Here is a 15,101-nt window from a genome sequence, read left to right on the forward strand (position 1 = left end):
GCTGTCGAATTATAAGGTCTGATACCCATGTTCAAGGGATACATTCGCTGGTTCAAACATGTATTCGCATTAAATAACTGTAATGGTCAGCGCCTTTCAGCCATTCCATTGACTCAACGTTTTAAAGCGGTCACCGCTGCGTTTGTTGCGCTGTGGCTCGTTGCCCAAATCAGCGAGTTTTCACTGCGTGGCAGTGAGCATGCTCTGTTGCTGGCGTCTATGGGGGCTTCTGCCGTTTTATTATTTGGCTTGCCAGGCAGCCCTTTAGCAAAACCGGCAGTTTTCTTTTGGGGCCATTTACTTGCTGCCGCTATCGGACTAATGGTCAGCCATTTGGTGAATCATTTCGCGCTTATGGCTGCCCTGACCATTTCCTTGGTGATATTGATGATGTATCTATTTGAGGTGATGCATCCGCCTGCGGGGGTTACAGCTCTAATTCCCGTGATAGCAACAACTACTGGACCTGCGCTAGGGTTTGATTTTCTACTATACCCGGTCGGCCTGAATTTAATCGTGATGCTAACGGTCAGTTTGTTCTTACAACGCTATTTGTTAAGAATCAACAAAATCACTCCGGATCCAGGAACACTAGGAACCCGAGACTTACCTCCACTAGCAAAGAGCCAGTTGCAGAAACAGGACATACGAGCAGCCATGCAAGAATGCTCACCGGGGCTGGATATTAGTGAGTCTGACCTGGTGCGTTTATTCAGCCTTGCTCAACAAAAAGCAATGAACCGACAAATTAGGACGCTTCATTGTAGCGACATCATGGCAAAGGACTTAGTGACTGTCGAGCCGGAAACGTCGTTGCAACAAGCATGGAATTTGCTCCGTAAACATAAAATCAACATGTTGCCGGTCGTCGATGCCAATTATCGTTTGGTCGGTGTGATCTCGGTCTCAGATTTTTTAAATGACCTTGCGATTGCAGAACACACTGGAATCAGCCAACACCTTCACAGCCTGCGGCTTCATTTGCGGCTGAAATGGTTAGGTAGCGCGCATTTTGCCCACCACAAGGTGGCAGACAAAATGAGCACTCGCTTGATAGTCGCAACACCAAACGACGCGATATCAACGCTCGTGCCATTACTTGCTAACAATGGATTACATCAAGTCCCTATTGTGACCGAAAACTTTGAACTTTGCGGTGTTGTCACTCAATCTGACTTGATGACGGCTATGACACATTCCAAGTAATTCAGTAGCTACAACTACTAACCACCCAAATTACCTCTTTGTGGTTATCCGACTGTTTATATTGGTATTTTCCTGAAAAACGCCTTTTATTCCACCTACAATACGCGCAGCGAACCGCAAGAGGAAAACTACGATGAAACGCGCGTTATTGCTGGCCAGCCTGGCCCTGTCTGAAGCAGCTTTTGCAGATGGCATCAATCAAATATGGCAAGACTCTAGCTTAAAATGGAATTTCCGTTATCGCCTCGAACAAGTGCAACCTGATGGTCCGCTCGAGGATGCTTTAGCGTCGACATTGCGCAGCCGACTCACAGTCAATACTGGTAAATGGACATTGGCTTCCAATCAAAGTATTAGCGCGTTGATTGAAGCTGACCATGTGGCCGTAATCGGTGGCGAGACTTATAACAATACAGTGAATGGTTTGAGCAAATACGCCACAATCGCAGATCCGGACGGCCTGGATTTGAATCAGGCTGCTCTGTTGTTTAAAGCAGGTGACTCCAGTCAAATTACGCTTGGCAGGCAGCGCCTGAACTTCGGCGACCAACGCTTTATTGGCAGTGTTGGTTGGCGGCAGAACGAACAGACTTTTGATGGGATCCGACTGACACAGAGTTTCGGCAGTGCGGTGCAACTCGATCTTGCCAGTTTACATAATGCAAATCGGGTGTTTGGTCCGGATGGGACGAATGCTGACTTACACGGGCGGTTTAATCTGGCACAGGCACAATGGATGGTCAAACCAGAACATGTGCTGCAAGGCTATTTCTATGACCTCGATTTTGACAGTCTCATCGCCCGTTCTAGCAGCACAAGTGGCCTTGATTACAAAGGTGCAGCGCAAGGTTTTAAATGGCAGCTGGCCCTTGCCAATCAACAGGATGCTCACCTGGCTCCCACCAATTACAATGTCAGCTATCAACGGATGGAACTGAGTTATCCACTGGGTAAAGTTACAGTCAAAGGGATTGCCGAAAGGTTAGGCTCTGATGGCAAAGTGGCATTCCAGACGCCATTTGCCACTTTACATGCGTTTAATGGCTTTGCTGACATGTTTTTAACCACTCCGGTCAATGGCTTACGGGAGCATGCGGTACAGTTGGCTTTCCCATTACTGAAAACAAAAGCGACGGTCTCCTGGCACCGTTTCAACAGTGATTATGCTGATATCCATTACGGCAATGAAATAGGTGCGACGCTTGCCTATGAAGTAAACCCTCAATGGCAATTGTTGGGTAAAGTCGCCTTTTATCAGGCAGATAAATTTCAGGCAGATACTCGTAAATTCTGGTGGATGGTGACTTACCAGCCATAAAAGCGATTTAGTCTCTCGGTCCGACAACTCCACGTCGGTTTTTTGCAGCGCCACTTCATATTGATTTGGCGCTCTTTTTATTGCGAATGGCAAACTTTTCTACGACCTGCTCAGCCACTTTCGCTAGTGATTCCTGCCTATCCATTGCCAGTTTTTGTAATTGGTGATGGGCTTGTTGCTCAGTCAGCTGATGCTGGTCGATTAACAGTAGCTTTGCTCTTTGAATAATTTTGAGTTCTTGTACCGCAATTCTTGCATTACATAACTCTGCCTCAATATTTGAAATGTAGTGTGACTGCTCCCGCAACAAGTGTAGCAACGATGCTTGTTCCGGATATTTCACAGTACTTGGAATAAGGGGCGGTCCATTATCTTTCGTTATTCCTACCTGTTCTGTCCGATGAAGTTGTAGCAAACGCTGTTCTTTATCGTAGATTTGTCTCGAGTTGGTCAATTGCAATTCCAGGTTCGCTTTGACGGGCTCTAACATACTGTGCAACACATCAATCCGTTGAGTGGCGCTTTGGTACCACAGCTCTGCTAATGCTGGCGACGCCTGTGAGTGAACACAAAGACCAAGCATCAGCTGTTTCAGTTCAGCATACTGTTGGTCAGTATCTTGCTCAAAGTAGGGCTGAAACTGCCGACTACTCTCGGCATCGATTACCGGCCAAAGTGCCCGTAAAGCATCATTTTGAGACTGCCCCAGTACTTGTAATCGCTCTACCAGCTCACCTCCAGCCGCTTTACCAGAAAATGCAATGACTCCCCAGGCACGTTCCTGTCCCGCATACTCTTTGGCTTGTAATAGATAGATCAGGCTAAGTACCGACCTGCTGACCTGCGCAGAAACCGACAGTCCTGCCGCGTCAATCACCACATCAAGCCAAAGACGGATCAATACTGAATATTTTTCACAGGGTGCCTGACTGACTTCCTGCTGCAACTGGTAGTGCTGTACAGATTTTCTGATCTCCGGTAAGCCAAAACTACTTTGCAACGCCAATGCTATCGAAGTTTGCAATCTTGCCGCACTGATGTAGCCCGACGACATGATGTTTTGTATCACCCGGGCTGTATTTTCCAAGGCCTGCTCAACTAATTTGGCCTGATCATTCAGCTGGATTTGGAATGAGGTCTGCGGTGTATACATCACCAAATTGCTGAGTCCACGCTCGCGTTGCAGGTGGTGAACGACATCGCCGATTTGAGCCACTAACTCAATCAGTGCATGGAGCTGCCGCAATGCAGCCAAATCTTGCTGCTTTGCTGCCAATAATAAACGAAGCACTAATGGATCCATTGGAACTCAGCATCTATTTCAAGGAACTTTGCTATCGCAAATGATGTTCCAACATAGCAAATACAAAACTATGTCACTGATTTATATAATGTATATTGCCAATAGCCATTCAGTACGCTAACACTGCGAAATACAAAAATGCGCTATGGCTGTGCAACCCCTGCACTGATATGGCGCACCATCAAGAAGATGTTGAACACACTAAAAATATTTTCCCATAGATATGAAAGACTTAACTAGTTAGCAAATCTGGCATCTGAAATGCATTAACTGGAAAGCGGAATAACCGCAGCAATCACAACAGAATATTGGACAAAGGCGTCCGCTCCTCACCTGAGGGCGGACGCTTTTTTTTGCACACAGCACAAGAAGGAAAAACTATGGCTTACCTTATTCCCGCTGAATTTGTCACCAAAATGGTCGACGCTGGCGAATCAAAGATTTTTATGTCGACCCGGGATACTCTGATTCGTGCCTTCATGGCAGGGGCGATTCTGGCACTGGCGGCCGTATTTGCAGTGACAGTCTCTGTACAAACCGGTTCACCGTTGGCTGGAGCTATGTTATTTCCGGTTGGCTTTATCATGTTGTATTTAATGGGTTTTGACTTGTTAACCGGTGTTTTTGTGTTAACACCTTTAGCATGGTTAGATAAGCGCCCTGGGGTTACCATTAGCGGCATTTTAAGGAATTGGGGATTGGTATTTTGTGGCAATTTCGCTGGTGCTTTGACAGTTGCGTTCATGATGGCCTTTGTATTCACGATGGGGTTTGACGCCCCGGCCGGCCCGGTCGGTGAAAAGCTGGCTGGCGTTGGTGAAGCCAGAACCGTGGGTTATGCTGCACATGGCGTTAGCGGATGGCTGACAATCTTTTTACGCGGCATGCTGTGTAACTGGATGGTATCGATGGGCGTCGTTGGCGCCATGATATCCACCAATGTCAGTGGCAAAGTGATCGCGATGTGGATGCCGATCATGCTGTTCTTTTATATGGTATTCGAACATTCGGTCGTCAATATGTTTCTGTTTCCTTTTGCCTTGATGATGGGCGGCGATTTTTCCGTGATGGACTATCTGCTGTGGAACGAGATCCCGACAGCACTGGGCAATCTGGTTGGTGGTTTGGCATTTACCGGTCTCACTTTGTATAGCACTCACTACAAAACGGCACCGAAGCGGGATTTGTTGAACACAAGCAGTTACAGTACGAATAAAAAGGCCGCCTGATAGTGGGTTTGCATTTAAATATCGGCCAGTACAGTACCGCTGGCCGTAAATCGATCAATCAGGACTTTATTGACTACAGCATGCCTGCCAGAGCACTTTTGCAGGAAAAAGGTGCTGTATTGGCCATCGCAGATGGGATTGGTAGCAGTCAGGTCAGCCAGATCGCCAGTGAAACTGCAGTGCGCAGTTTTATCCTGGATTATTTTGCGACCAATCCTGCCTGGTCAGTGCAACATGCAGGTCAACAGGTGTTGCAAGCCTGCCATCGTTGGCTCTACCAGCAAAACAGACAAAGCAGCTATGGACAAGATCCTGATAAAGGCTATTGCTGCGCCTTCTCGGCGGTGATTTTCCGGCAAAAACAGGCACATCTGTTTCATGTCGGTGATTGCCGGATCTATTTGTATCGACAGTCACGATTGTCGCAGCTAACCCGTGATCAACGTGTCTGGCAAGCGAATCAACTATTACTGAGCCAGGCCCTTGGCGCCCAATCATCGATTTTGCCAGACTATCAACAACTCGATGTCGCAGTTGACGACCTATTTCTACTTGCATCCGATGGCTTTTTTGAGTTTATCGAACAAAAAAAGTTAGCTGAAGTGCTGGCACAAGCGAATCAGGATGTGGATCTCACTGAAGTGGCTCAACGACTTGCAGAAATCGCACTCACCAATGGCAGCGATGATAATATTTCAGTGCAACTTGCTTTTGTCACGCAGCTACCCACTGAGACTACCTTGCCAGGTGGCTCACTAGAAGAGCTGCCACTACCACCGCTCCTGCATGAGGGTAGTCAGTTTGATGGACTCACCGTTATACGGGTACTAAGCCAGAGTAACCGCAGTCATTTATATTTGGTTGAATTACCTGCCGGTCAACAAGCGGTGTTAAAAGCGCCGTCGCTCGAATTGGCTGCAGACGATTCCTATCTCGAGAGTCTGCTGCGTGAAGAATGGATCGCGAATCGGGTACATAGCCCTTATGTGCTTCGTGCGGCAAGCATTGAACATCATCGGACCGCCCTTTACAGCTTGTTTGAATACATTCCCGGTGAAACGTTACATCAATGGCGCTTGCGACAACCTCAACCAGATCTTAATCAGGTCATTGATATCGTTGAACAAGCAGGCAAAGCGTTGCAGGCGCTACACCGCGCGGAGATCCTGCACCAGGACATACGGCCTGATAACGTGATGTTGGATCAACAAGGTCAGGTAAGAGTGATCGATTTTGGTGCTGCACGACTTGCAGGTTTACAGGCGGATCATGAAGTCGCAGGTTTAATTCCAGGCACCGCGCTTTTTACCGCTCCTGAATATTTCACCGGTCAGGCCGGCAGTACTCAATCTGATCTGTATTCATTGGCAGCCCTTTGCTATTACCTACTTACAGGACAATCGCCCTATGGGCCGGATATTGCACGTTGTAAAAATCTGCCAGCTCAGCAAAAGCTCAGTTACAGGCCGCTCATTGGTCAAAATGCCGATTGGCCAGAATGGCTGGATCTGACTTTGCAAAAAGCATTGCAAGTTGATCCGTTAAAACGCTATCAGCACCTTTCAGAATTTTTATATGACTTACGTCACCCGAATCCGGGGCTTTGGCGTGAGTTGACGCTACAAGTCGCCTACCCGGTACGAATTTGGCAAACGATCTGTTATCTGCAGACATTGCTCATTCTCTGGCTATTGTTAGTTGTGAACTAATTTAGCGACTGGGACGCATGCTTGTTACGTAGCGTCCCATCCGCTTACTTTTGACAACACGGGCAGTCGTTGAGCAATTGATTTGTCAGAACTTGGCTAACAGCTGTATCCAGTACTTGCTGGTATCTGTCAAAAAGTGTTTGGCATCATACTGCGCAGCTTTTACTAGCAAACCATACTTCGGGCTGAATTTGTATTGCAGCGTTGCATTGAGTTCAGTGCCGAAGTCCATATTTCCTATTGCTGCATCCAGCCAGTGATATTGCAACTGTAAGTCCCATTTTGGTTGCACATAACCGGCCTTGAGCTGAAGGTCTTTCACACCATTCGCCGGAGTGTTGAGGAACTTGTCCGCGAATCCCTGAAACTTATGCAAAGTTGCTAATGGCGTGGTAAAACCCACGCCATTGCCTGAGCCCAGTTTTTCATAACCAGCTCCAAAGACATAAGACTGATAGCTAATCTGGCCTTCGATATTCTGGTAAGAAGCCCGGTAAGACTTCGGATTATCGGCAGCTTCCTGTTGCGTTGCGATTGCCGCAGCCCATTGCCAACTGAGTGCGCCTGTCTGACCACTTTGCTGATAGTCCATGCCCAAAGTCCGGTTCGACTGCAGCGGTGCTTCGCGGAAGTCCATATCATAGGCATAGGCTTTTAATTGCTGTGTGGCGGAGATGGCGTAATTCAGATCCAGCAAATGAATATTGCTACGCCAATCACCTTGCGGACTCTTGCTACCAAAGACCCGGTTGACTCTGTTACTGAAGCTGTAATCCATTTTGACTGCTGAACTGAGCTGAGTCTGATAGCGAATCGCATCAAAAGTCTGTTCGTTTTGCCGCCAGCCCACGCTACCAACAAAACGCTCATTACCAAGCGCCAGCTTTTGCCGGCCTATTTTCAGCTGATGGCCTTGATGCTGGTATTGCACGAACACCTGATTTAAATCACTGCCTGCCGGGTCTGCAATCAACGGATATTGTGTTTTACCGTTGAAACTATTGTTGTAGCTGGTATCCCCCAGCTCGGCGACATAATCAAACTCAACGCCAGCGCTGAATTGGTCAGTGATCCCCTGCAGTACAGTCAGTCGCGATAGCAAGGTACTGGCCAGGGCGTTTTCAGCCAGTCCAGCCTGATCAACGCTTTCCAATCGATAACGAAATAGCCAATTGACACTTTGTTGCCCGGCTTTTAACGTCGCTGCTGTTGCTGGCGCGACTTTAGACACGGGTTGTGTTGTTTGCGCAGCTAAGGACAGCGGCAGTAAAGCCAGCGCCGCCACGTGCAGGTTCATATATAAGGTGAATTTATTTTTTCGCCCGGTTGTTACAGGTGTTAAAGCCATCATAAACGCTCCTTTTTGCAGTTTTTTGGCGACACAATGCCTCGGAGGTCAATCCGACAACTTTGTGCGGTTTACATGGCCTTTGGCCTGAGATTTAAAAGACCTGCAGCAGGTTTTCAGGGACCTTTAGCAAGGCTGGGGAGACTGCCATTGGCGTACTGACAACCAGTCCAATAACAATCAATGTTGGACCCAACAACGGATTGGCTCCTCGCTGGTGGCAGGCATAACGGGCACAGATATCAGCTAGATTTCCGGTCAGTTGTTGTTGAGCATCGGTACTCACTTGATCAAGCAAGGCAACCGGCATTTCACCGGGCCAGCCGACATTCATCAGGCCAAGGCACAACTCATTAAGACGGTTTAATCCCATGTACACCACTAAAGTGGGATTATTGCCATATTGATAGCGATAGTTGTGCCAATCTGGCTGGCGACTGGGATCGGCAAACTGTGCCGTCAAAAACTGTACTGCAGTTGCCTGACCACGGGCTGTTAACGCAATTCCGCTATAGGCACTGGCAGCACAAGCACTGGTGATTCCAGGGACTATGGCAAAACGTAATCCGGCCTGTTCCAGCGCTTCGGCCTCTTCACTGACCCGGCCAAAAATAGTCGGATCACCGCCTTTGAGGCGGACGATCACTTTGTCTGCCGTGACGCTGAGCCTGCCGTATTCAACTAATAGCTGGTTGATTTGAGCTTGTGGCATCGCGTGCTGACCGGCGCGTTTACCGACGTATATCTGTTGGCAACTACGTCTGCACAACGCTAACACTTGAGGGGATACCAGATTGTCATACAAAACGACATCTGCAGCGCGCAATAACCGTTCACCTTTTCGCGTTAACAGCTCCGGATCGCCAGGTCCTGCGCCAAGCAAATAGACTCCGGGAATCGTTTCGCCGCCAGCCGGCAGCGGGACTGTGCGTCGGGTCGCACCAGCAATATAATCACCGAGGTTGCTGCCAAAGCTATTACCAAACTGGCGCAAATTTAGGCCAGCTTGCTGGAAAAAACTTAGTACACTCATATCACTCTCCCGCAGCTGGTCTTGCGCCTTTTTGCTGTTGCTGCATCCGTAAAAAAGCCGGTATACCCTGTCGCTTTAAATAGTTACTTTAATTTATCGCTAGACCTGTGAAGCATTGCATGATCAGGCTGCGACAGCGTCTACCGCGACCGGTTGGCTGCCAATCAGGACCTTGTGATGAGACAACATCACCGGATACACAGGAACACTCAACGAAGGGTCTTGCAAACACTGGCCGGTGCGCAAACAAAAATGTTGTTTGTACAAGGGCGATGCGACCACCAGCTTGTCGCCAACAGAACCTAAAATGCCGCGTGATAACACATTGGCACCACCAACTGGATCAAAATTACCGACGGCAAACAATTCCCCTGTCCCGCCAGAGTCGTCGGGACGCAACCAGAACAGTGCAACCTGTTGCTCTGCCACTAACACACAAACACCACTATTTTCGACCAAATCGTCGAGACTACAGATCTCCTGAAAGCTCATGCGATACTCTCCTCTGTCAGATTTTTAACTGGGATTTGAAGCTGAAATTGCTGCTTTTCCTCTGCCGTCGCCGGGCGGATTTGGGCGCGCTCTTCGACAAACAAAATGTTCGAATCGGCCTTATCACTATTTACAAAATGTCTGAAACGTTTTAGTGCTTGCGGATCGTCAAGCGTTGCTTTCCATTCACAAGCGTATGTTCCTGCCAAGCGTTGCATTTGGGCTTCGAGCTCAGCAGCAATGCCAAGGCTGTCGTTGATCACAACGTCTTGCAAGTATGCGAGCCCACCGTCCAGCTTCTCGAGCCACACGGATGTCCGCGTCAGGCGGTCGGCTGTTTTGATGTAAAACATCAGGATGCGATCGATGTAACTGATAAGAGTGTTGGTGTCTAAGTCGGTGGCAAAAAGATCGGCATGGCGTGGACGCATGCCACCGTTCCCACAAACGTACAAATTCCAGCCGCGTTCTGTGGCAATAATACCGATGTCTTTGCTTTGTGCTTCGGCGCACTCCCGGGTGCAACCAGATACCGCCATTTTGATTTTGTGTGGTGCACGCAGGCCTTTGTAGCGGTTTTCAATAGCAATGGCCTGACCCACACTGTCCTGCACGCCATATCGACACCAGGTACTGCCAACACAGGATTTTACAGTACGCAAAGATTTGCCATAGGCATGGCCGGTTTCAAAACCGGCATCGACCAGTAACCGCCAGATTTGGGGTAACTGTTCTAAACGCGCGCCAAACAAGTCGATACGCTGGCCACCGGTGATTTTGCAATACAAATTAAAATCCTTGGCGACCTGACCAATGACAATCAGTTTATCCGCAGTAATTTCGCCACCGGCTATGCGTGGGACTATCGAATATGAACCGTCTTTTTGCATATTGGCGAGGAATGTGTCGTTGGTATCCTGCAAACCAACATGTGGTTTTTTCAGCACATATTCGTTGTATACAGAGGCAAGCAATGATCCTATCGTTGGTTTGCATATCTCGCAGCCATGCCCCTTGCCGTGTTGACTCAGAATTTGGTAGAACGTTGTAAGCCCCTCAACCTGGATAAGGTGCAGCAGTTCTTGGCGTGAATAGGCAAAGTGCTCGCATAAATGATTGCTGACTTCTACGCCACGGGCTTTGAGTTCTTCATCAACCACAGATTTCAGTAATGCACTGCAACCACCGCAGCCGGTTGCAGCTTTGGTGCAATGTTTAATGCTGGCGAGGTCACAGACACCTGCGCCAATGGCACCGACAATGTCTCCTTTGGCGACGTTATGACAGGAGCAGATGGTCGCGCTATCTGGTAACACTAATGCCGGTAATGCCGTTTGGCCCGACGCTGGCAATATCAGCTGCTCTGGATTTGCCGGCAGCGGCATCTCATTCAGAGCATATTGCAGCAGGGTATCGTAGCCGCTGGTGTCTCCGACCAGCACAGCGCCTAAGAGCTTTTTGCCATTTGGGCTGACGACCAGTTTTTTATAGTGACCAGCTTTCGGATCGGTAAAGAGGTAGCTCATTGCGCCAGGTGTTCTCGCATGAGTATCACCAATAGAGCCGACTTCCACACCCAGCAGCTTAAGTTTGGTGCTCATATCTGCACCGCTGAAAGTCAGCGTAGCCTGTTGTTGATTTACCAGTCGATCGGCAACAACCCGCGCCATCTGATAACCGGGTGCGACCAGACCGAATATTTTTTGTTGCCATAACGCACATTCGCCAATGGCATAGATACTCGGATCAGAAGTTTGACACAGGTCGTTAATGACAATACCACCTCGCTCACCAACGACGAGCCCGCTTGAGCGCCCCAGTTGGTCATAAGGCCTGATGCCCGCAGAAAACAACACCAAATCAGTTTCAAGCCTTGAACCATCGGCAAACTGCAGCTGATAGCGATATTGAGTACCCGGTGCAATGGCTTGTGTGGCCTTGCCGGTATGCACCGTAACCCCTAGTTGCTGAATTTTCTGCGCGAGTAAAGCACCACCGGCTTGATCAAGTTGCACCGCCATCAACTGCGGCGCAAATTCGACCACATGAGTCTCAAGGCCAAGCTGTTTTAGCGCATTGGCTGCTTCTAACCCTAACAAACCACCGCCAATCACTACGCCGACTTTGCTTTGAGCGGCGCTCGCTTCGATGTTCTGTAAATCCTGTAAAGTGCGATAAACCAAACAATGCGGTTGGTCATTGCCTGGAATGGGCGGTACAAAAGGATATGAGCCTGTCGCTAATACCAGCTTCTCATATGAGAACACCCTGCCATCACGACAATAAACCAGGCGTTCTGTAGGAACAATTCGCTCGACCCAACAGTTCAGTTGTAAATCTACTTGCTGCTCCTGATACCATTGTTCCGTCGACATCAACAGTTCGGAGAAAGGCGTGCCAGTAAAGTAGGAGGACAAATAGACCCGGTCATAGGCCAACTGAGGCTCACCACACAATACAGTCACACTGCAGCCGGCATCGCGCTGGCGTAATTGTTCAATAAAATGATGTCCAACCATTCCGTTGCCGATCACCAGGATCTGCGCCTTCACTGTGTCCTGAAATGTCTGTTGCATGCTGCTTTCCCCTTGCCTTTGCTTGCTGAGCGTGCCCACGGACTGTCATTTGCAGACAATAAAAAAAGCCCAGGTCTCCCCTACTGTTTTGCAGGTTCAACTTGGGCTTCTTTGCCGGGGCAGAGTCTCGCTCTGCCTGAAATGTGTGACCAACCGGTCGTTACCAGATAAAAGAGTGAAAGCAGTAATCGGGCCAATTTAATATGTTTTTGAATTTACTGAATAAATCTAAATCCCCCCTCTGAGCTCCTCAGGCTTTTTGCACTTTTTTGGGGAAGCTGTGCACCAGTTAGCAGCAACTACTCCTGATGGGGTATCAGGCTTCGGTTTGGAGCAATCTTTGATCTGGATCAAATTCCAGCTACAGGCAAAGCCTAACCTAAACACCATATCTAGTATCAAAAAAAACAGAAGAACACCATATATGGGATCTTCAAGTCCAAATCAGCTCAACACCACGGCCTGCGAAATTTTGTTGCAGGAGATCCCTGGGGAAGTCAGCCTGGCCTATCTGATCAGTGGCTGTACTCTGGGTTGTAAAGGCTGCCACAGCAGCGACAGTTGGTCCGCAGCAAATGGCGAGCCATTGACCCTAGACCGGCTAAATTCAGACTGTGAAAAATACCGGGGGCTTTTGAGCTGTGTGCTGTTTATGGGCGGTGAATGGCAAGCCGCATCCCTTGCAGAACTGCTGGATAAGTGTAGAAAAATGGGGTTACGGACCGCTCTGTATACTGGTCTTGCCTTTTGTCCTGCAGTGCTGCGGCCCCTGCTGGATTATGTCAAAACCGGCCCCTGGCAGGCAGAACTGGGTGGCCTCAATAACCCCAGCAGTAATCAACGCTTATACGATTTACAGCGTCAGCTGTGTCTGAATCCATTGCTATGGCCAACACCGGCACCTGCTTATGCCGCAGTGCCTGCTTTTTCACCTCAATAAAAACTTAAAAAAGGAAATCATCATGCAAGTGCTGCCACCGGATCAACTCGCTCAAAAACTCGAATTTATTCAGCAATATGTATCAGCCGCGAACCCGGCTGATGGCTCGAAACTGGATGCCAACGCCAATGTGACACAGAAAAACATCGCTACGCTGGAAGCCGAGCTGATGAAAGACTGTTTTATTCAGGTCAATCGCGCTTTGGTCAGCAGCAAAATTGCCAGTTTATTCGGTCAGCCGCTGGCAGATGAATATCACCGGCAGATTGAAGCTCATGAAATCTACGTTCATGACGAAACCAGCCTGAAACCCTATTGCGTCTCTGTCACCATGTATCCATTTTTATTGGATGGCTTGACCAAACTGGGTGGAGAATCACAGGCACCAAAACACCTGGAATCTTTCTGCGGTTGCTTTGTTAATTTTGTTTTTGCCGTATCGAGTCAGTTTGCCGGCGCAGTCGCAACCGTCGAATTCCTCACCTATTTTGACTATTTTGCCCGCAAAGATTACGGCGATGATTATTTGACAACACACCGTCATCAAATTAAAAACCACTTACAGCATGTGGTCTACGCGCTAAATCAACCAGCGGCGGCACGTGGCTATCAGAGCGTGTTCTGGAACATCTCGGTCTACGACCAACATTATTTTTCCGCGATGTTTAGTGACTTTGTCTTTCCCGATTTCACTAAGCCGGATTGGCACAGTGTGCAGGCCCTGCAACTGTTTTTCTTACGCTGGTTTAACCTGGAAAGGATGAAAACAGTCCTGACGTTTCCAGTGGTGACGGTGGCGATGTTGACAGAGAATCAACAATGCAAAGACCGCGAGTTCGCCAGCCACATTGCAGATGAGATGGCGCAGGCCAACAGCTTTTTTGTTTATCTGTCTGAAAATGCTGATTCTTTAGCATCCTGCTGTCGTTTACGCAGTGAAATCAGCGATAAGACTTTTTCCTATTCATTAGGTGCAGGCGGTGTTGCCACCGGTTCTATCAATGTGATCACGCTGAATATGAACCGGCTGATCCAGGATGGTCGTGACCTCGCAACAGAAGTCAGCAAAATTCAGCGTTATCAGGTGGCCTATCGTGCCTTGATGGAAGAATACAAAAATGCCGGTCTGCTCACGGTGTACGATGCCGGATTTATCAGCCTCGATAAACAGTTCCTGACTATTGGTATTAATGGCATGACTGAAGCTGCAGAATTTCTTGGTCTCACTCCGGGCAATAATGCACCTTATCTGGATTTTGTCCGTGAGCAGTTGAAAGTAATTTATGACGCGAACCGGCAAGCGCGTGCGGACTATGGCTATATGTTTAATACCGAATTTGTACCGGCAGAAAATCTGGGGGTAAAAAACGCCAAATGGGACCGGGCCGACGGCTACATGGTGAAACGGGATTGCTATAACTCCTACTTCTATCTGGTTGAAGACGAGGAAAGTAACTTGTTAGACAAGTTTGTCCTGCATGGTAATACCCTACTGGAGTATCTCGATGGTGGCTCAGCGCTGCATCTGAATCTCGAAGAAAAACTGCATGCGAAGGGTAATTTAGCTCTGTTGGATTTAGCGGCAAAAACCGGCTGTAACTACTTTTGTGTCAACGTCCGCATCACCTTGTGCAACTGCTGTGAACACATAGATAAGCGTACACTGACAGCTTGCTCGAAGTGCGGGAGCGACGATATTGATTACGGGACTCGTGTCATTGGTTACCTGAAACGAGTGTCGGCTTTTAGTAAAGCACGTCGGGCTGAGCATCATCGCAGGCATTATCACCTGCAATCCATATCAGTAAAACAAAAGCAGACAGCTGAAAGCAGGAATCGAGCATTAGAACTTCAATCAGAAACTCCTACTCCCTAATGAGTATTCAACTGCTCCTTTCGGGGAGCAGTTTGCTCATGACTGTTTTGCTATGCTGCCGGCAATATGAT

The 15,101-nt window shown here is 48.4% G+C and carries 11 protein-coding genes; 6 read left to right on the forward strand and 5 right to left on the reverse strand.

Annotation, left to right across the window (positions count from 1 at the left end; translation table 11 throughout):
* The first annotated feature begins 27 nt into the window (after window positions 1-27).
* Window positions 28-1,206: an HPP family protein gene (locus Q399_RS0112975; protein WP_051685963.1), complete on the forward strand. Its 1,179-nt coding sequence runs from the start codon at window positions 28-30 to the stop codon at window positions 1,204-1,206.
* Window positions 1,207-1,339: 133 nt separating this feature from the next.
* Entirely contained in the window at window positions 1,340-2,524 is a 1,185-nt protein-coding gene (locus Q399_RS0112980; RefSeq protein ID WP_051685964.1) for an alginate export family protein, read from the forward strand.
* A gap of 55 nt (window positions 2,525-2,579) precedes the next feature.
* On the opposite strand, the gene Q399_RS0112985 is transcribed toward Q399_RS0112980, so the two are convergent.
* Window positions 2,580-3,827 (reverse strand): nitrate- and nitrite sensing domain-containing protein, encoded by a 1,248-nt coding sequence (locus Q399_RS0112985; RefSeq protein ID WP_031569097.1) that lies wholly within the window; start codon window positions 3,825-3,827, stop codon window positions 2,580-2,582.
* A 308-nt stretch (window positions 3,828-4,135) separates the two neighbouring features.
* On the opposite strand from Q399_RS0112985, the gene Q399_RS0112990 reads away from it, so the two are divergent.
* Entirely contained in the window at window positions 4,136-5,056 is a 921-nt protein-coding gene (locus Q399_RS0112990; RefSeq protein ID WP_245612888.1) for a formate/nitrite transporter family protein, read from the forward strand.
* A gap of 2 nt (window positions 5,057-5,058) precedes the next feature.
* Window positions 5,059-6,765 (forward strand): bifunctional protein-serine/threonine kinase/phosphatase, encoded by a 1,707-nt coding sequence (locus tag Q399_RS0112995; RefSeq protein ID WP_031569102.1) that lies wholly within the window; start codon window positions 5,059-5,061, stop codon window positions 6,763-6,765.
* An 85-nt stretch (window positions 6,766-6,850) separates the two neighbouring features.
* On the opposite strand, the gene Q399_RS0113000 is transcribed toward Q399_RS0112995, so the two are convergent.
* The 4 genes from Q399_RS0113000 to nirB form a co-directional block, all read right to left on the reverse strand.
* Window positions 6,851-8,116, reverse strand: a complete 1,266-nt coding sequence (locus Q399_RS0113000; RefSeq protein ID WP_051685965.1) for an alginate export family protein — start codon at window positions 8,114-8,116, stop codon at window positions 6,851-6,853.
* Window positions 8,117-8,207: 91 nt separating this feature from the next.
* Window positions 8,208-9,146, reverse strand: coding sequence for a uroporphyrinogen-III C-methyltransferase (cobA, locus tag Q399_RS0113005; protein ID WP_037046121.1), 939 nt, complete (start codon window positions 9,144-9,146; stop codon window positions 8,208-8,210).
* 123 nt (window positions 9,147-9,269) lie between these two features.
* Window positions 9,270-9,638, reverse strand: a complete 369-nt coding sequence (nirD, locus tag Q399_RS0113010; protein ID WP_031569109.1) for a nitrite reductase small subunit NirD — start codon at window positions 9,636-9,638, stop codon at window positions 9,270-9,272.
* Complete coding sequence (gene nirB / locus Q399_RS0113015) at window positions 9,635-12,214, reverse strand: nitrite reductase large subunit NirB (protein WP_031569111.1); 2,580 nt, start codon at window positions 12,212-12,214, stop codon at window positions 9,635-9,637. The genes nirD and nirB overlap by 4 nt, the downstream gene beginning before the upstream one ends.
* Before the next feature lie 424 nt (window positions 12,215-12,638).
* Here nirB and Q399_RS0113020 point away from each other — a divergent pair, with 424 nt between their 5' ends.
* Together Q399_RS0113020 and nrdD are read left to right on the forward strand one after the other, a co-directional pair.
* Window positions 12,639-13,154, forward strand: a complete 516-nt coding sequence (locus Q399_RS0113020) for a 4Fe-4S cluster-binding domain-containing protein (protein ID WP_051685966.1) — start codon at window positions 12,639-12,641, stop codon at window positions 13,152-13,154.
* Window positions 13,123-15,030, forward strand: coding sequence for an anaerobic ribonucleoside-triphosphate reductase (gene nrdD / locus Q399_RS0113025; protein ID WP_084164303.1), 1,908 nt, complete (start codon window positions 13,123-13,125; stop codon window positions 15,028-15,030). Before Q399_RS0113020 ends, nrdD begins: the two co-directional genes overlap by 32 nt.
* Window positions 15,031-15,101 lie beyond the last annotated feature (71 nt).

The organism is Rheinheimera texasensis DSM 17496, from assembly GCF_000711985.1.
In the GTDB taxonomy this organism is placed as follows: domain Bacteria; phylum Pseudomonadota; class Gammaproteobacteria; order Enterobacterales; family Alteromonadaceae; genus Pararheinheimera; species Pararheinheimera texasensis.

Coding starts and splice junctions, on each gene's coding strand:
- Q399_RS0112975 (WP_051685963.1), top strand. CDS start 28: ATGTTCAAGGGATACATTCGCTGGTTCAAACATGTATTCGCATTAAAT.
- Q399_RS0112980 (WP_051685964.1), top strand. CDS start 1,340: ATGAAACGCGCGTTATTGCTGGCCAGCCTGGCCCTGTCTGAAGCAGCT.
- Q399_RS0112985 (WP_031569097.1), bottom strand. CDS start 3,827: ATGGATCCATTAGTGCTTCGTTTATTATTGGCAGCAAAGCAGCAAGAT.
- Q399_RS0113000 (WP_051685965.1), bottom strand. CDS start 8,116: ATGATGGCTTTAACACCTGTAACAACCGGGCGAAAAAATAAATTCACC.
- cobA (WP_037046121.1), bottom strand. CDS start 9,146: ATGAGTGTACTAAGTTTTTTCCAGCAAGCTGGCCTAAATTTGCGCCAG.
- nirD (WP_031569109.1), bottom strand. CDS start 9,638: ATGAGCTTTCAGGAGATCTGTAGTCTCGACGATTTGGTCGAAAATAGT.
- nirB (WP_031569111.1), bottom strand. CDS start 12,214: ATGCAACAGACATTTCAGGACACAGTGAAGGCGCAGATCCTGGTGATC.
- Q399_RS0113020 (WP_051685966.1), top strand. CDS start 12,639: ATGGGATCTTCAAGTCCAAATCAGCTCAACACCACGGCCTGCGAAATT.
- nrdD (WP_084164303.1), top strand. CDS start 13,123: ATGCCGCAGTGCCTGCTTTTTCACCTCAATAAAAACTTAAAAAAGGAA.